The 19,560-nt window shown below is 39.2% G+C and carries 10 protein-coding genes; 3 read left to right on the forward strand and 7 right to left on the reverse strand.

What is annotated here, in order from left to right; all coding sequences use genetic code 11:
* Nucleotides 1–42 precede the first annotated feature (42 nt).
* Both brnQ and DWV85_RS04365 read right to left on the reverse strand, forming a co-directional pair.
* Complete coding sequence (brnQ, locus tag DWV85_RS04360; RefSeq protein WP_004698182.1) at nt 43–1,374, reverse strand: branched-chain amino acid transport system II carrier protein; 1,332 nt, start codon at nt 1,372–1,374, stop codon at nt 43–45.
* A 208-nt stretch (nt 1,375–1,582) separates the two neighbouring features.
* Nucleotides 1,583–3,586, reverse strand: coding sequence for a molybdopterin-dependent oxidoreductase (locus DWV85_RS04365; RefSeq protein WP_123138113.1), 2,004 nt, complete (start codon nt 3,584–3,586; stop codon nt 1,583–1,585).
* Between the two features lie 580 nt (nt 3,587–4,166).
* On the opposite strand from DWV85_RS04365, the gene DWV85_RS04370 reads away from it, so the two are divergent.
* The 3 genes from DWV85_RS04370 to DWV85_RS04380 all read left to right on the forward strand — a co-directional run bounded on the left by DWV85_RS04370 (nt 4,167) and on the right by DWV85_RS04380 (nt 8,816).
* Nucleotides 4,167–5,306, forward strand: coding sequence for an Ldh family oxidoreductase (locus DWV85_RS04370; protein ID WP_004698291.1), 1,140 nt, complete (start codon nt 4,167–4,169; stop codon nt 5,304–5,306).
* Nucleotides 5,307–5,601: 295 nt separating this feature from the next.
* Entirely contained in the window at nt 5,602–7,239 is a 1,638-nt protein-coding gene (locus DWV85_RS04375; RefSeq protein ID WP_123138114.1) for an L-lactate permease, read from the forward strand.
* 389 nt (nt 7,240–7,628) lie between these two features.
* A complete protein-coding gene (locus DWV85_RS04380) occupies nt 7,629–8,816 on the forward strand; it encodes a multidrug effflux MFS transporter (RefSeq protein ID WP_123138115.1) in 1,188 nt (395 codons plus the stop codon).
* A gap of 709 nt (nt 8,817–9,525) precedes the next feature.
* Here DWV85_RS04380 and DWV85_RS04385 read toward each other — a convergent pair.
* From DWV85_RS04385 to DWV85_RS04405, 5 genes are all read right to left on the reverse strand, one after another.
* Complete coding sequence (locus tag DWV85_RS04385; RefSeq protein WP_123138116.1) at nt 9,526–13,782, reverse strand: acyl-CoA dehydratase activase-related protein; 4,257 nt, start codon at nt 13,780–13,782, stop codon at nt 9,526–9,528.
* 514 nt (nt 13,783–14,296) lie between these two features.
* Nucleotides 14,297–15,130: a MetQ/NlpA family ABC transporter substrate-binding protein gene (locus tag DWV85_RS04390; RefSeq protein WP_123138117.1), complete on the reverse strand. Its 834-nt coding sequence runs from the start codon at nt 15,128–15,130 to the stop codon at nt 14,297–14,299.
* A 372-nt stretch (nt 15,131–15,502) separates the two neighbouring features.
* Entirely contained in the window at nt 15,503–16,816 is a 1,314-nt protein-coding gene (locus tag DWV85_RS04395) for a DUF389 domain-containing protein (RefSeq protein WP_012864837.1), read from the reverse strand.
* A 9-nt stretch (nt 16,817–16,825) separates the two neighbouring features.
* Nucleotides 16,826–17,863: a nicotinate-nucleotide--dimethylbenzimidazole phosphoribosyltransferase gene (locus DWV85_RS04400; protein ID WP_077707660.1), complete on the reverse strand. Its 1,038-nt coding sequence runs from the start codon at nt 17,861–17,863 to the stop codon at nt 16,826–16,828.
* A 289-nt stretch (nt 17,864–18,152) separates the two neighbouring features.
* Entirely contained in the window at nt 18,153–19,472 is a 1,320-nt protein-coding gene (locus DWV85_RS04405) for a dicarboxylate/amino acid:cation symporter (RefSeq protein ID WP_077707661.1), read from the reverse strand.
* Nucleotides 19,473–19,560: the final 88 nt, after the last annotated feature.

A 19,560-nucleotide genomic window follows, 5' to 3' on the forward strand; every position in this document is an offset into this window, starting at 1 on the left:
TCTATACTCTCACAAAATGAAAGCATAGAGCCTTTATCTTTATTACTTATTATCGGAAGCAAGACCTTTATGGATAAGACCCACAACAAAGCCTAATACCGCAAAGCTTACCCAGCCCATACCAGCACTTTGAAATGGAATATATTGAGCAAAGAGCTGTTCCAAAGCTGTAGGTGCAATACCTGCAGTTTCAAGACCAGTCATGAGGGCAGAGATCATTGTGAAAGCCATAGTCCATGCATATACGCAACGACGACCACCAAACACATTATGAAGAAGTGCCAACAAGATGATTACGATAGTCAACGGATACAAGAGCATCAACACAGGAATTGCTGCACTGATGATTGTTTTCAAGCCAAACATGCTAAGACCAAACGCCGCTACAGAGAAAATTACTACATATAATTTGTAACTAATCTTTGGCGTCAACTTGTGGAAATATGTACCGCAAGAAGTGATAAGACCAATACTTGTAGACAAGCAAGCTAGCAAAACGATGATAGCCAAGATGATTTGACCGAACTCACCAAACAAATAGTTAGCACTTACGGACAATACAGGAGCCCCTGTCTCGAACAAACCAAAGCGTTCAACACTAGTAGCACCGATATTAGCGATAAATACGTAAACAATACCAAGAAGACCTACCGCAATAGCACCTACCTCCATTACCGTTTTTGTAATCACAGCACGAGATGTAGCACCGCTAAGACGAACAAAGTCGATTACAAGAATAGCAAATACTACGGAAGCTAAGGCATCCATTGTATTGTAGCCATCTAGGAAACCCTGTAATACAGCCGTTGGCGCATCACCATATGCCGGTTGTGGCACCGCATAACCACCAAGTGGAGTAATAAAGGATTTAACAATTAACAACAGAATTACAAGTAGTAAAGCTGGTGTCAAAATATTGCCGATACGGTTAACAAGTTTTTGCGGACTAATAGATAACCACAAAGAAATACCAAAGAATAATGCCAAGAAAATTGGTTCCATATTCATGCTTAAACCTTCAGCAAAAGGTTTAATTGCGATTTCATAAGCTACAGTACCAGTACGTGGCGTCGCAAACATTGGACCAATACTCAAGTATAAAGAAATTGTGTACAACAAGCCATAAATCGGATGAACACGACTTGCAAGTTCTTCAACATCTTTACAGGAAGAGTAACCCATCGCTGCAACACCTAAGAGTGGAAGGCCTACACCAGTTAATACGAAGCCGAGCAAAGCCCAACCTACATTATCACCAGCATGTTGCCCTAAGGCCGCTGGGAAAATCAAATTTCCTGCCCCAAAGAATAGAGCAAATAACATCATACCTATAGCCAAATAGGCACGGGTCGACAGATTGTCGTTACCATTCATAAATGTAACCCCCTTTAGGTCAATAAAATAATATTACCATTATAATCTAAAGGAGCTAAGGTATACAAGAAAAATATCCTCACTATTCTATATCCGTATAATGTTATTCCCATAAGTAAAAGGATTTAATTTTTAAATATAGCTGTAAAAGCATGTGACATCACACATCTTATACATATTCGTTCATGATATGGTAATAAACTATTATCTATGAAAGGTTTCTTATATGAACTTGCACATCATAGAAGGTACTACCCCAGCCTTGATCTGTGGGACGAGCTGCGGTAAGCGCATTGATTGCCACATGAGGATCACTCGATTGGGATTGCCACCATACACCTAGCGTTACCAAAGTCCCCCGTTGCACTTCATCCTCGTAGTAGGCTTTAATTTTTACACTGCCACGATTGTTATAGATTTCTACCTCAGCACCATCGTTTATGTTATACATTTTTGCATCTTCTGGATGAATGCGAAGTTTCATCAACTCAGGATCATTAAAGTCTAATTCGCAGAAGCTAGAGTCCAAAATTCGAATATCATTACCGATTATGAGCCAAAACGGTGCATTGTCACCATATGGAGGCATATACCGAATTAATGGTTCTACATCTTGCGGATTATATAATTCAATTTTTCCAGACGGTGTTTTGAAATCCATCTTATAATTTTCAGGTACCGTCATCTCCACAGGCTCACCGTTTAAAATCAACTCTTGGTCCCTCTTGGATATACGACTCGAAGTGTGCACAATTTGTTCAATAAGCTCTCTTTCACTAAGGTTAAAAAATGCATCCTCCAACCCCATACGTTTTGCTAACTCGGCGATAACTTGCCAATTGGAACGAGACTCCCCAACTGGATCAATCAATTTGTAACCCGTACCAATTGTGTAATGACCATAAGAATTATAAATATCATCATGCTCTACAGATGTTGTGGCCGGCAAAATAATATCCGCATATTTACAGGTATCCGTAAAAAAACGCTCATGCACAATTGTGAATAAGTCATTACGCATCAAACCTTTACGAACCACATTTTGATTAGGTGCTGTAATAGCAGGATTTGAGGAAAACACATATAAGCTATGGACCCCAACTCTTTCGGGATTTGTAAGCATCTCCCCAAGTTTAATCATAGGCATCAATCGTTTAGCTGGCGCATGAACATGAGCCTGTTGCATCATATCTTTGCCAATAAATTTACTACCACTAGCACTCGACAACAATCCCCCCCCAGGATATTGCCATGCTCCAACCACAGCAGGCAAGGCATTAATAGCACGGCATGTCATAGCACCATTACCATATCGAGACAAACCACTGCCGAGACGGATAAACGGCGCTTTTGATGTAGCGTATGCATGAGCGAACTCAGTCATACGATCCACGGAAACACCACAAATATCAGATGCTTTCTCCGGCGTAAAATTAAGCAACACCTCTTTTACCAGCTCATCGTAGCCTTGGACATGTTCCTTAATAAAATCTGTATCCGCCAAACCGTCACGATGAATGATATGGAGCATACCTAATGCTAGCGCTCCATCACTACCTGGTTTAACGTAAATATGCTCATGAGCTTGGCTAAAAGTATAGGTTTTATGAGTATCGATAATCCAAACGCGGGCACCATTCTTTTTTGCTATGTTCACATCGTGTAAAATATGAACATCTGTGGCTGTCGCATTTATCCCCCACAAGACGATACAGTCGCTATGTTGCGCCTCTTGTGGTTTAATACCTAATGTTTCACCATAAACGGACCGGAACCCCGCTTGTTTAGCAGGAGAGCAAATACCTCGATCTTGGTCTGTAGCACCAATACGGCGAAAAAAATAATCTGCTGCAGGACTCTGAATAACCCCCATTGTTCCTGCATAAGAGTAACGCAAAATACTTTCACTGCCATAAGTATCAATAGTTTCTTTGAAATTATTGACAATTGCATCAAGGGCTTCATCCCAACTAATACGAGTGTACTGAGCTTCACCAATTCCCTTTTTAGCGACACGCTTCATAGGGTACTTCAAGCGCAACGGAGAATGGATTACTTTTTCATAATGTGCCATCTTAGGGCATAGTGTACCTCTTGTGAAAGCATGTGCTCTATCCCCTCGAACAGATATTACTTTATTATTATCGACTGATACAATGAGTCCGCATGCATCAGGACAATCGTAAGGGCATACAGATTTATATTCTTTCATGATAAGCACCTCGCTTATAAATTGTATAAACTATAGGATGTATATTTATATTATATTATAGTATGACTCGTATAAGTATAACCTTTTGCACATATTCTGAATTAAAAAGGTTTTAGAAATGATTATTTTATGTATATCAATGCATTCAATTATCACATTACATTTATGACCTCATCATTTATTTTGATATATGTAGTTAAACATTTCAAGTTTTATCGATATCTATCCATTATCATTCTTGTCCAATGCCTAAACAGATATACTAATAAGTTCTATAAAAATACCAAAATTCTTCAAAAAAATCATGTAATCATTACTAAAAGTCATAACCATATAGTTTTAGGTATAATCAGACATTTTAATAGTGTCGTATAGATTATGTGACAAAAATCACCGGTACGTATGCGTATTTAGTAATGTCGTTCAGACTGTAAGACTATTCAATCTCACTTGTTTCTGTGCTATACTGACAGTGTCATTTGAGAGGATATAGAACTCACAAGAAATCATTTTGAATTCATGGTTATCTAATGTGAAGTAGCTATATCAGGTACATATTTTCTGAAAAGAGGTTTTAACGATGGCAGACGCAAAAAACACTGTGTTATTCCCTTATGAAACACTAAAAAAATTGAGCATGGACGCTTTCCAAAAATTTGGTTTCTCCGAAAAAGAAGCTGACATCATCCAAGACGTACTTTTGACTTCTGACTTGTTCGGTATTCAAAGCCATGGTATGCAACGTATGGTTCGTTACCATAAAGGTATCACTAATGGCTTGATTAAAATCGATGCTAAACCTGAAATCGTAAAAGAAACTCCAATTTCTGCAGTTATCGACGGTCATGACGGCATGGGTCAATTATTGGGTCATAAAGCTATGGAAATGGCTATCGAAAAAGCTAAAAAATCCGGTGTTGGTATCGTATCTGTACGTAACTCCAACCACTACGGTATCGCTGGTTACTATGCTAAAATGGCATCCGACCAAGGCTTAATCGGTTTCTCTTGTACAAACTCCGAAGCAATCATGGTTCCTACATATGCTCGTAAAGCTATGCTTGGTTCTAACCCTATCGCTTGGACTGTACCAGCTGATCCAGTTGACTTCTTCTTCGATTGCTCCACTACAGTAGTAACTCGTGGTAAACTTGAAATGTACAACAAAATGGGCAAAGCTACTCCAGATGGCTGGGCTGTTAATAAAGACGGCGTTCCTTCCACTGATGCAGCTGAAGTATTGGGCAACATCTCCCGTCATGAAGGTGGCGGTATCCTTCCTTTAGGTGGTGCTACAGAAGTTCTTGGCGGTCACAAAGGTTATGGTAACGGCATGATTGCTGAGTTGTTCTCCTCTATCTTGTCCCAAGGTGGTACTTCCAACAAATGTATGGTTGGTGGTAAATCCAACATCTGTCATGGCTTCATGGCTATCAACCCTGAATTCTTCGGTGACCCTGCGGAAATCAAAAAACACTTCTCCCAATTCTTACAAGAATTACGTGAAGCACCTAAAGCTCAAGGTCAAGATCGTATCTATACTCATGGCGAAAAAGAACATGAATCCGTTGAAAAAGTTAAAGCTGAAGGCATCCCTGTACTTAACGGTACAATGCTTGAAGTTCAAGACCTTTGCAATGAATTAGGTCTAGACTTCAAATCCTACTTCGGCGATTATGTACCAGAAGCTCCTGCTACAATGTTCAAAGGTAACTACTAATACCTAAACTTAGTAATGGCCCTAACAAGGACTTGTAGTTAGTACAGAAGGGGACATAAACACTGTTTATGTCCCCTCTCTTATGTTTTTAACCTCATAGGCTATGAGGTTAAAAAATTTTATGTACTATATCAATTTTTATGATAAGTATATCTGTTATTTTATTGTAAGCTTTTATTTTAACTGAACTTTTACAAATTAACATCATAGCGATTTATTCATCAATTAAATTGATTAAACTACGTCGTCCTGTTGAGCATATATTTTTGTTTTACTTGAAAGGATGATCTTAGAAATGAGTGCTATCACCGTTCTATTAGCGCTATCTCCAATCATTTGGTTGATTGTAGCGTTATCCATCTTGAAATTACCTGCATGGCAAGCAACAAGTGTTGCTGCGATTGGTTCTTTCATTATCGCTATTACAGCATTCCAAGCTGACCCATTTATTATGGTCACTGGTGCCCTTGAAGGTGCCGCATTGGCAATCTGGCCAATCCTATTAGTTATTACAGCTGCTATCTTCGTTTATAACTTGGTAGTACATACGAAAGCAATGGAAACTATTAAAACCATGCTTTCTTCTGTAACATCTGATACTCGTGTACTTGCATTACTACTTGCATGGGGCTTTGGTGCCTTCATGGAAGGTATGGCTGGCTTCGGTACTGCCGTTGCAATTCCTGCAGCTATGATGGTTGCCGTAGGTTTTGACCCACTTAAATCTATCATTGCATGTCTCGTTGCAAACTCCGTACCAACAACATTTGGTTCTATCGGGATTCCAACAACTACATTGGCATCCTTAACAAACCTTGATCCAAGCCATTTAGGTACATTCATTTCCGTACAATTGTTCTTGCTTAACCTTATCGCTCCATTCTTTGTTGTTATGATTATTGGTGGCGGTATTAAAGCGTTAAAAGGCGTATTCCTTGTAACATTGCTTTCTGGTTTAGCATTAGCAGTTCCTGAAACTGTAATCAACGCTGTAATGGGGCCAGAATTATCCGTAATTTCTGCATCCATCGTTATCATGGCAGTTATCATTGGTTGTGCAAAAATCATGCCTCCTAATGATCCTAAATACGCAGTTAAACAAACTGGCGAAGTCCCTAAAGTTTCTGGTGGCGAAGGCCTTGTAGCTGCAATGCCATTCATCTTAATCTTCGTATTATTGTTATTAACTTCTAAATTGTTCCCTGCAATTAATGGTCCTCTTGCGTCCATTAAAACATCTGTACCTATTTATCAAGGTGCTGGTGCAAAACCTTACACATTCGTATGGATTGCAACTCCTGGTATTATGATTTTTATCGCTGGTATTGTTGGTGGTTTCATCCAAAAAGCAAAAGCTGGCGAAATCTTCGGTACATTGGGTAGCACAGTTAAAAACTTGAAATTCACATACCTTACAATCATCACAGTTGTTATGACAGCTAAATTGATGACTTACTCTGGTATGACTGCAGACATTGCAAAAGCAATGGTTGCTGGTACAGGTACTTTATACCCTCTATTCGCTCCTATCGTAGGTGCGTTGGGTGCATTCTTGACTGGGTCTGGTACAAACTCCAACGTATTGTTTGGCCCACTCCAAATTGCCGCAGCTCAAGGCTTAGATCCTACAAACTTCGAAGACCTTGGCTTCTGGTTGGCAGCAGTTAACTCCGGTGCAGCTGGTATCGGCAAAATGTTGTCCCCTCAATCCATCGCGATTTCTATTGGTGCCGTAGGACCTGCTTTGAAAGCATACCTAGAAAATCACAAAGAAATCAGCTCTGAAGAAGCTCATAAACTAAAACATGAAATCGAAGCAAGTGTTATCATGAACAGTGCATTCAAATACTTTATTGTATTCATCGTAATGCACGGTTGTATTTCCTTCTTCGGTCAACATTTCATCCATGAAATTCACCACTTTTTCTTCTAAGAACTGGTAACAAAAAAAGAACAGCTCTTCACGAGCTGTTCTTTTTTGTTGCCACATATGAGAATACTACATATAACATGGTTTAATGATATTGCTTCTACAGATGAAACCGTAGCTGTCCCGATTACTACTATTGCAGCTAACACAAAACCTTTTAGTTAATATTTCATATAATTCTCCCATCGCCAATAAACACATTGATATTTTTAGATATAATTAATATACTAATTGTAATCTATAAATAGAGATATAGCAAACTCAATATTTCATATAGATATTTTTTCTCAATCATGGTAAAATACATCGTATCAAATAGAAAAAATTAAATGCAGTCTGCGAAGTGCGATTCGCAGACTTTTATTTTTCTCACTTTAGTATAGGAGGGTTTTATGACTCAAGAAAATTCTGCTAAGGTCTCTTTCATCTTAGTAGTATTCCTTGGTCTGTTGACAGCCATCACACCACTTGCAACAGATTTATATTTACCAGCATTACCAATTATGCCTAGTGAACTAAATACATCTGCATCAAATATTCAAATGACCATTGGTGTGATGACTTTTGGTGTTGCATTAGGTCAATTATTTGGAGGTCCTATTAGTGATACTATGGGCCGCAAGTTGCCTCTTATAACAGGCAACTTACTTTGCGTTATCTCTAGCATAATCTGTGCTTATGCACCAAGCATTGAAATACTTTTACTAGGACGCTTTCTACAAGGTTTAACAGGATCTGTGGGCGTTGTAATTGCTAAGGCCATCGCTCGAGATTTTGCATTTGGTCAAGAATTGACTAAACTCTTTGCATTGCTCATGATGGTTAACGGTTTGGCGCCAGTAATCGCTCCGCTCATCGGCGGTCAATTATTACTATTCACTACATGGCGCGTTATCTTCGTTATTTTAGCAATATTTTCTGCTATTCTATTAGCGGGATCTCTTCTCTTCCGTGAAAGCTTACCTAAAGAAAAACGCGTTACAGGTGGCGTTGCAACTGCTACAAAGAACTACATTACGCTTATTAAAGATAAGCGATTCCTTGGGCAAACACTAATCCAATTCTTTGCTTTTGGTGGATTCTTTGCGTATATCTCAGGTTCATCCTTTGTATACCAAAACATCTTCCAACTATCTGCACAAGAATTTAGCTATCTCTTTGGTATCAATAGCTGTGGTATTATCTTAGCTAGTGCCATAAGCGCTAGATTAAGTAATGTAATCACAGTTCGACAATTACTAACATTTGCCCTCTGGCAACTAACAATCGGCTCCTTGCTATTCTTAATAGCTATGCTTTTCGAATGGCCACTTATTCCTGTAACGGCCATTCTATTCTTTACCGTATGTACAGTATCCCTATTTGGCTCTGCCTCTTTCTCTATGGCAATGGCTAAATACGGTAAAATGGCTGGAAGTGCCTCTGCAGTACTTGGCTTTGCTAGCATGTTCTCTGCAGGAATCGTATCTCCATTAGTTGGTATTGGTGGGGAATATACAGGGATTCCCATGGGGATTACAATGCTAGTATGTTCAGCGCTTTCCTTATTGTGCCTATATGGTTTGGTAGAAAAAGAGTAATCTCTTTTACACATTTGTATAAGCCCCACAATGGGGCCCGACTACAACAAAATAATATTAGTATATAAATAAGATACCCCTTTCCTTGCTCAGTACTTCGTAAAATCGCTTCGGAAAGGGGTATCGTATTTATATTAACATTATCTATAGAGGCGTCCCATTGTTGGGCTTTACAAGCATATTTCAAAATAGATTAATTCTTTAACTCTACAAACACCTAGGCATAATAACGAAAACCACCTACACAACTGATTGTAGGAGAAAGGAGATGTGCCATAGGCACATCTCCACATTTCTTCCCCCTCCTCTATCCAGTTATATTTTCAATGGGACATCTTCATAATTAGCGTATATAGAAAAGAATACAGCCCTCTCTGCAGCGATTTTACGGAACGTAGTGACGTACTGAGCCAAGAGAGGGCTGTATTTTTTCTATACTAGTAATATGCAGTTGTATTCGGGCCCCATTATAAAATGTAAGGGACCTTATCGCTTATTCACTAAATTCCATCCCAACTTCTCCCCACTGCACTAGTTATATTTTCAATGGGACCGCTTCATAACAGGTGTATATAGAAAAGAACACAGCCCTCTCTGCAGCGATTTTACGAAGCGTAGCGCCGTACTGAGCCAAGAGAGGGCTGTGTTTTTTCTATACTAGTGTTATGTAGTTGTCACGGGGCCCCATTGAAAATATAACAGAGCACCCTTATTCAAACATTGTCGATAGTAGTAGTTTCAATCGGTTTGCTTGGTTAACCGCACTGGATCCTGGATCGTAGTCGATAGCTGCGATTCGCACGTCTGGGTAGGCAGCGGATAGTGTTTTCACCATGCCTTTACCTGTTACGTGGTTTGGTAAGCAGCCAAATGGTTGTAAGCATACAATTTGCTTAGCTCCTTTTTCGATAAGGTCAATCATATCTCCTGTGAGGAACCAGCCTTCACCACATTGGTTACCAAGTCCGATGAATTGGGCTGCTTCTTTTGCTACTTCTGTCATACGTTGTAGCGGGTCAAAGTGTTTTGACGCTGCTACGGCTTTTGCATATGGCAAGCGGTAGAGCTCAAGGGCTTCACGAGCCAATGTACCAAAGAAGCCAGATAGCCATGTACCATCAAGGTGCTTAGCACGGTATGTGCTATCCATTGCACAATACAAGAAGAAATCTAGCAAGCCAGATGTAACGACTTCGCCGCCTTCCTTTTCGATAAGCTCATTAATATGATTGTTAGCACTTGGATGGAATTTAACATAAATTTCCCCTACGACACCAACACGAGGTTTTTGTACATCTTTATTAATTGGTAAGTTATCAAAATCATGGATGATTTCTTTGATGTACTTATTATATTGTCGAAGACTGGCAGATGTAATATTATCACGTAATTTTTTAATCCAATAATCACATAATGCATCGGTAGAACCAGGATTTGTCTCGTATGGCCGTGTGGCAAGAACACATTGCATGAGCGCATCACCGTATACAACAGCTTGAATCATGCGATGTAAGAAACCTTTTGTCAACTTAAAGCCTGGTTGGCGTTCCATATCACTCGCATTAAGAGATAGAATAGGTACTTGTTTCATACCAGCATCAATCAATGCTTTACGTAAGTAACCGATGTAGTTTGTAGCACGACAACCACCACCAGTTTGAGAGATGATAACAGCCGTCTTATCTACATCATATTTACCGGATAATAGTGCGGACATGAGCTGCCCTACAACGATAATCGCTGGGTAACATGCATCGTTATTAATGTATTTTAAACCCACTTCGATATCGTCACGCGTAGGCGCTGGCAACATTTCAAAGTCATATCCTTCATTTTTGAGTACTGGCTCTAAAAGGCTAAAATGCAATGGTGACATTTGTGGCACCAAAATTTTATAAGTCTTACGCATTTCTTCTGTGAAGACAACGCGATTGTAATCGTAAGTTGGTAATTTCTCTACCACTACCTCTTCCGGCGCCTCAGGATTATGATGACGACGCAAGCTACGTTCCATTACAGATTGCAATGAACGCAAACGGATTGTCACGGCTCCAAGGTTTGTACCTTCATCGATTTTGAGCAAGGTATGGATTTTATGATTTGCTGAAAGTATATCTTTTACCTGATCTGCTACGATAGAATCAAGGCCACAACCAAAGGAGTTAAGCTCTACAATTTGGAATCCTTCAGTTCTACTTGCAAATTCAGCGGCACGATATAGACGGCTATGATACGACCATTGGTCTACAACGCGTAAATGCTTGATATCATTACCGAGTGGCGCAACGCCATCTTCCGTAAGAACAGCCATCCCAAGGGATGTGATTAATTCTGGAATACCGTGGTTGATACCGGAGTCCAAATGGTATGGACGACCAGCTAAAACGATTGTTGGAATTTGTTCTGCTACGAGGCGAGATACAGTTTTCTTTGTCGTTTCACGGTAAGACGCTTTACAGTTTTCCTGCTCTTCCCAAGCGAGGTCTACAGCCTTAGCAATATCCTTCTTCTTTAAGTTTAAAAAATCCAATGCTTTCACAAGGGCCGGAACAAGGGATTTTTTATCAGCTAACGGCAAGAATGGTGCGTGGAATGGAGTATCGCCCAATACCTCTTGCATATTATTTTTGATAAGTTCTGGATAGGAAATAACCATTGGACAATGGTAATTATTGTCGCGACTAAATTCCTTAGGGCCATGTTGAATACAAGGGTACCAAATAAAGTCTACCTGTGCATTCGCTAAATCTCGAATATGACCATGTACAGCTTTTGCAGGATAGCAAGCTGTATCGGATGGAATTGTATCGATAGCCTTATTGTATTGCTCCTTAGTCGTATAATCTGAAAGGATTACTTCATAACCCAAGCTATTGAAGAATGTGAACCAGAATGGAAAATCCTCATACATGTTGAGAACGCGAGGAATACCTACGCGCATTTTACCTTCAAACTCGGGAATATTTTTCTTCAAGTAGTAATCAAAGTAACGACGTAATTTTACATCTACCAAGTTAGGAACTGGCTTACGTTTCTCTTGAATCATATCGCCAGCGCCACGGTCACAACGGTTGCCCGTTACGTATGTACGACCATCGGAGAAAGCATTGATAGTAAGCATGCAGTTATTTGGGCAAAGACCACAATTGCGCATTGTCGTAGATACTTGTAAAGAATTAAGGCCTTCACTATCTAGCAATGTACTTTCACCCTTTTGTAACTCTTCCGCCGTTTCCGCTGCAAGAAGAGCCATACCGTATGCACCCATCAAGCCAGATACATCAGGGCGAATCACCTCTACGCCCATCAATTTCTCAAAGGCACGCAAAACAGATTCATTATAGAACGTACCACCTTGAACAACGATATGATCGCCTAATTCTTTAGGGTCTTTCACCTTAAGAACCTTATAAAGGGCATTTTTAATTACAGAATAAGCAAGACCTGCTGCGATATCTTGTACCGTAGCACCTTCTTTTTGAGCCTGCTTAACCTTAGAGTTCATAAATACAGTACAACGAGATCCTAAGTCGATTGGCATAGGTGCCAATAATCCTTCTTTTGCGAATTGATCGATAGGAATGCGTAGACCAGATGCAAATGTATCAATAAAAGAGCCGCAACCAGAGGAGCAAGCTTCGTTCAACACGATATCTTCGATGTACCCATCACGAACCTTACAGCATTTCATATCTTGACCGCCAATATCCAAAATAAAGGATACATCAGGGCAGAAGAATCGGGCCGCACGATAGTGAGCCATCGTTTCTACTTCACCAATATCGATGCCGAGGGCGCGTTTAAGAAAGGCCTCACCGTAGCCAGTTACGCCAGAGTGTGCAATATAGGCGCCTTTTGGCAATAATTCATATATTTTCTCGATGATTTCACGAGATTTTTCTAACGGTTTACCATGGTTAGGACCATAGTGAGAGAAGATAATTTCCTTGTTGCTATTGATAAGAACTACCTTAAGAGTAGTAGAGCCAGCATCAATACCAAGGTAACAAGGACCTTGAGCATCCTCGATATTCGCCTTTGGCGTTACCGCCTTAGCGTGACGAGCTCGGAACTCTTCTAATTCTTGTTCATTTTTAAACAGCGGATCCACACGGTCTGTAGTTTCCATAGGAATACCAATAAGTGCACCGATTTCCTTTGTCAATTGACCAACCGTAATCTCACGGCACTCATCTTTCATCAATGCCGCCCCTAAAGCGATGAATAATTCACCATTTTCAGGGATAATGCGATGCGCTTCATCTAGCTCTAAGGTATCACAGAAGCATTGGCGTAATTCAGACAAGAATGTCAACGGACCGCCAAGGAACGCTACATTACCTTCGATTTTATGACCGCATGCAAGGCCAGCAATCGTTTGATTTACAATTGCTTGGAATACAGATTTTGCAATATTTTCATGAGATGCACCTTGGTTTAACAAAGCTTGTACGTCTGTTTTAGCAAATACGCCACAGCGTGCCGCAATTGGATAAATCGTATCAGCATTCATGGCTAATTGGTTAAGGCCAGATGCATCTGTCTGCAATAAAGTCGCCATTTGGTCAATAAAAGCGCCCGTACCACCAGCACAGGAGCCATTCATACGATGTTCTGCAGTTTGACCTAAATACGTAACCTTCGCATCTTCACCACCAAGTTCGATGATAACGTCTGTCTCTGGATAGAGGGCTTTCACAGCTCGCGTTTCAGCAATAACCTCTTGTACGAATGGGATGCGCACCTTTTCGGCCATAGCCATCCCACCAGAACCAGTAATACATACATGAACAAGAGCGTCTTCATGACCAACTTGAGCCTCTTGTAGCAAGGTATATACTGTGTCCAATATGTTTGCATAATGGCGTATGTACTTTTTATACAAATAATTATCGTGTTCGTCCAATAATACAACTTTAACCGTTGTAGACCCCACGTCAATCCCCATGCGTAGCATGTGCTGCATAAATACCTCTCTTTTTAACGACCGTATGACCACCTAAGTGACCATACTTATTTTTGTGAAAGTCTCACATGTAATATGTACAACATATATACTGTACTAAGCATCTAAAATAAAAATTAAATTAGATAAGGATATAATACTTTCACCAAAATATCTAAATTTTTAAATATCCTATCTTTATTATACAACAACAGCAGTTAAAATCTAAGTTATTTCTATATCTAAAATGTTATAGAAAATATGTTAAGATTTAAATTACAAAGTCATATATATAATAGGATGTAAAAAGTATTATACCATTTTACAATGAAAAATAACGTAACTTTTGCAACATAACAGGACAAATCAAATATATTAACTGCATTAGACAATATGCAATAGATAAAAACTAACCCCCAAAATGGATTCCAATTTGGGGGTTAGTTCATAAGATAGTATATCTTATTCGTATCTATAAAGTTATGTCATGAGAGAGTATTGTATTAAATACATATATGTTATTAACGATCATTGATTAAAACGCTGGAATAATAGCCCCTTTGTAATGATCTTCGATGAACTTCTTAACTTCTGGAGATTGTAATGCTTTAGCTAATTTTTGAATAGCTGGTTTATTTTCATCACCAGGGTTTACGGAAAGAAGATTTGCATATGGAGAATCCGCTTTTTCTACGAATAAGCCATCTTTTGTAGGATTAAGACCTGCTGGCAATGCATAGTTAGCATTGATTACAGCTGCATCTAAGTCTTGAATGGAACGAGGAATTTGAGCTGCTTCCAACTCTGTAATTTGAATGTTTTTAGGGTTGCTAGTCACATCAAACGGTGTGTTAGTCAAACCAGTTGGGTCTTTCAATGTGACAAGACCTGCACTTTGCAACAAGAGAAGTGCACGAGCACTGTTTGTCGGGTCAGATGGAATCGCTACTTTTGCGCCATTAGGCAAATCTTTCAAATCTTTAATTTTTTGAGAGTAAATAGCTAATGGTTCGATGTGAACTGGTGCAAAGCTTACGAAGTTTGTACCATGATCTTTATTGAAGTTATTTTGGTAAGGCACGTTAGCAAAGAAGTTTGCATCTACTTCATGGCTAGATAATGCCATGTTTGGTTGAATGTAGTCTGTAAATTCAATGATTTGAAGATCTACACCTTCCTTAGCCAATAAAGGCTTGATTTGATTTAAGATTTCAGCATGAGGTACAGGGTTCGCTGCCACTTTTAACACCTCTGCTTTAGAGCTACCAGCATTGCTGGAACTTTCATTGGTTGTGGAAGAACCACAACCACTAATCAATAAGGACGCCCCTAGTACGGCCGTCGCTGCTAATGCTAACCATTTTTTCATGTAATCCTCCTATCTACGATGAACACCTGCATCTATTGACGAGGACTCACGCGTATACAACACACGTAGATATTGTAATAAATTTATATTTTCTTATTCATGTATCTACATTTAATTATTTAATAATTTCGATGTTGTAAGTATAGCAATTTAAATCCTACTTGCATAATAGATTTTATATATTAATCTTTATAACTAAAATCTATAGCAAGGATAAAATAATAACGTTTAACTATACCAAGCAAATAAAAACGGTACTAAGATGATTTCCCGTACTACTAGGTAATATACCTAATAGCTAAAATCAAACTTAGTACCGTTATAAATGTCGCTCTATATAATAAACAATCTAATCAAAATCAAAAAATCAACTTATAGAGTTGACGTTGTTTGCTCGATAGAAATAGTTACAGGTGCTGATAATTTAGCTTCTAGCCAAGCTTTTATTCGTTCCAAATCTGCATCAGATACAGTGGACGTGGTATAGATAATCACCATATAGCGACTCGCTTTAGGCTGTTCTAAATTATCTATCAAAGGCATGCCTTCCACTTTACTTACAAATGGGAACAACGCCTTTGCTTCAGCTTCTGTCGTTTTCATAGTGTTTATAGTTTCACTTACTAGTTGATAAGTCGGCTGGTACAGATTACTCAAGTTTTTATATGTTTCAAGATTCTCTGAAGATTTATTCAAGTTCGTCTTATCCATAGTAGATTTTTTCTCATCTACGCTATTAACAAATCGTAATGTATAAGGCTGCAAGTACTCATCCTTCTGTAACTTGTCATCCAACTGGGCTTGCTCCTCTAAATTCACAGGAGCTCCTATAACTACTAAGTCTACTAGCTTATTCGTTCGATCCAATGAATAATCAATCACTTGTCGACGTCCATCTTGATTAATATCGTTCTTAATAAACTGCTCTATATGATTTGACTCAGAATACTTGATGGTCATATCATAGCCTGCATAAATACTTGGTATAGCCATAATAAGACCAATCACAAGAAATATTAGCTGATTACGACGAATAAGCTCTTCTGCTTGTTTATGGAATGGCAAACTATATACACCCTTTAAAACAATAAAAGATGCAAAGAAGATGAAGAATGCATTTATAAAGAATAGATAGCCCGCCCCAAAGAAATAGTTCCAATTTCCATTAGCAAGGCCATACCCTGCCGTACATAGTGGTGGCATAAGTGCAGTTGCAATCGCAACCCCTGGTATAACATTATCTAAGGTCTTACGCGTTTGTCCAATAATCCCAGCTAACCCACCAAATATAGCAATAAAGACATCAAAAATACTCGGTTCTGTACGCGCTAATAGTTCAGATGTAGCCGTCTGAACGGGGGAAATATAAAAATATAAAGTAGATGCCAAAACAGCAATCGTAATCTGTAAGGATAATCTTAAAATAGCGCTTTTCACAACTGTAAAATTAAGCGTAGCGAAGCCAAAACCAGTTGCTAGAATAGGTCCCATCAACGGCGATATAAGCATAGCACCAATAATAACTGCCGTACTATTCATATTCAACCCAATAGAGGCAATAAACATGGAGAGGATCAGGATAACCAAAGCAGGTCCCTTAATCTTAGCCCCACCTATCAACCTTTTAGCAATGGTTGCATCATCGGCTCGCTCAAAATGTATATCAAAGTATTTATTTATTTCCATTCTTCTTCCTTATAATTTCATCAGCTCTGCAAAGGTGCCCACATTTACAAACATATGCTGCGTTGTTTTTAGCATTTGCACCATCAAAATGGCTCCTGTGCCTTCTCCCATCGACATTTGTGCTTGAATAGGAACCATGTCTTGAGTGATTCCCACCTCAGCTAAAGCGATTTCCGTACCTTTTTCTTTAGAATAATGCGATGGCAATGCATAGTCCTTAACACGAGCGTTTATGTGCGTTGCACAAGCAGCTGCCACAGATGTTATAAAACCGTCAATAACAAAAGGCTTTTCAAAATCTACACAAGCTAGCATCGCCCCAAGAATAGCAGCAATATCAAAGCCTCCTACATGAGCTACGATTTTACGAACTCGGTCAGACTCATGTTCAGAAACTATATTGTTCTTATGATGCTCTAAAACAGACCGAACAAAATCAATTTTACGCTTCATCAGCTCTGGTTTGTCTGGCCAGGAACCAGGGCCTACGGTTTCCGTTGGCTTGGCTCCAGTTAATGCAGACAAAACACAAGCAGAGGTTGTTGTATTCCCTAACCCCATTTCACCAAAGGAGAACAGATTGATTCCTTGTTCTACATAATGTTGAATCCGTTCATATCCAGCTTGAAAGGCGCTATTAAATTCATCGTCAGCCATGGCAGGATGGTTCAAAATATTCTTTGTACCCTTCGCTACTTTGCGATCCACACCAATACCATCATCTGAGGCAATTCCTACGTCTACAACCTCATAAGGAATATTGTTAAAGTTACAAAATTGTGTCGCCGATGAACGCCCTAGTAACATATTACGAGACTGCTTTTGTGTCACCTCATAGTTATAACCTACATAGCCTTCCATGTTACAACCATTATCGGCAGAAAATATGATATGCTGTGGTCGAATTTCACCATTAATCTCGCCCCAAGCCGTGCAAATTTTGCGAAAATACATTTCCCATAAACCAAGACCTCCTGGGATGAGACATTTCGGTTGGAGAAATTTATTTAATTGTTTCTCTATAGGTAATACTGACTTATCTTTCATTCTAATCTCTAGTCCACAACTAATGTGCCAACTAGCCTTCTATTAATTCGATATTATTCTATCTGAAAGTATAACATAAAATACATACCTAGTAATATGACTATTGTTAGTTTTTAAAAATATAATTTAGTTTTGAATTTTAGTCTTTTAGCATCTATATTTTTAGTTGAAATTATCATTATATAATTACAATCAATCTAGCAGATAAAAAAGGTTATCCCCTCACAGGATAACCTTTTATTTGAGTTATATAATTAGGTATTTTCTTAAGCTTATCTAACCTACGAAATTAAGCACCTTGGAATTGTGGCATATCGTCGCCACTAGAGTCGTCCAATTTACCCTGAAGGTCATGGTCAACCATGGCACACACAGATGCATCAGACCAAACGTTTTCAGCGGTTTCAATCATGTCGATAATCGTATAGATTGGCAAGATGATACCCAGCAAGCCGATTGGTGCTCCGATGGAGCTCATCAAGGACAAGGTCAAGAAATAGCAGCCCATTGGAACGCCTGCATTACCAATAGCAGCGAGAACTGCAATAAATAACCAGGCTGTCATTGTGCCAATCGTTAATTCCATGCCAGCATTTTGCATTACGAATAAGGATGTAACAAGAATGAAAGCAGCACAGCCATTCATGTTAATTGTTGTACAAATTGGCAATACAAAACGAGCTACTGCAGGATGCGCTTTCAAATTATCCTCAGCAGATGCCAATGTAACAGGCAACGTTGCTGCAGAAGATTTTGTGAACAACGCAACAGCTACGGCTGGAGACATTTTACGGAATACGTCTACAGGGTTTAAACCACGGAATAACAAGAACAATGGAATTACGATAAAAAATTGGATTAAATTGCCGCCAATAACAACAGCCGTATATTTACCTAAGGCACCAACAATGACACCTGCTTCGATTTGTGCAGATAATTGACCGGCAAAGGCAAGGATGCCGATTGGCAATACATAAAGCAATGCTTTAATCAACGTGAACAATAACTCTTGTAAACCAAATAACACTTTCAACACCGCTTCACGATTTTCTGTGCGTGGCATGAAAGCAAAGGCTAAACCAACGGATGCGGAGATGAACATCACGGACAATACATTAGCTTGTAAGTAAGGTTGCAAGATATTGTTTGGAATAACGGATAAGAAATGATCGTAATAGGTAACGGTACCGAGTTTTTCTGGTACTTGGGATGCGCCAGCACCAATTACATCAAGTGGTAAGTTACCTGGAGCAATCCAGAGGTATAAGCCAAGACCAACAGCCGCTGCACAAATGGTAGTAAGTAATGTATACACTACGGCATGACCAAAGATGCGACCTGTGTCCTTTTTAGCACCTAGCATAGATAATGTAGTAATAACCGCTAAAGACACTGTTGGAATCGCAATGAATTGGAACAAGCGAGTAAAGACTGCTGCAATAAAATTAAAGAGCTCATTTAGAGCTGGAATGTGTTGCCATCCTAAGATAGCGCCTATGATGAGAGCCCCCATCCATAAAATGAACTGACGCAATTTTCCTTGTCCACGACTTTTCAAGGTAATCTCTTGCGCTAAGGCATCCACATTTTTATTTTTTTGATCTGCCATAATAACACCTCTCTACAAACTAAACTACTAGAGACTAAAAAAAGAAATCCCAGCCCTAGGGCTGGGACAGTGAATATCCGAGTCTCTC

The organism is Veillonella sp. AF13-2 (assembly GCF_003603295.1).
GTDB lineage: Bacteria > Bacillota > Negativicutes > Veillonellales > Veillonellaceae > Veillonella > Veillonella parvula_E.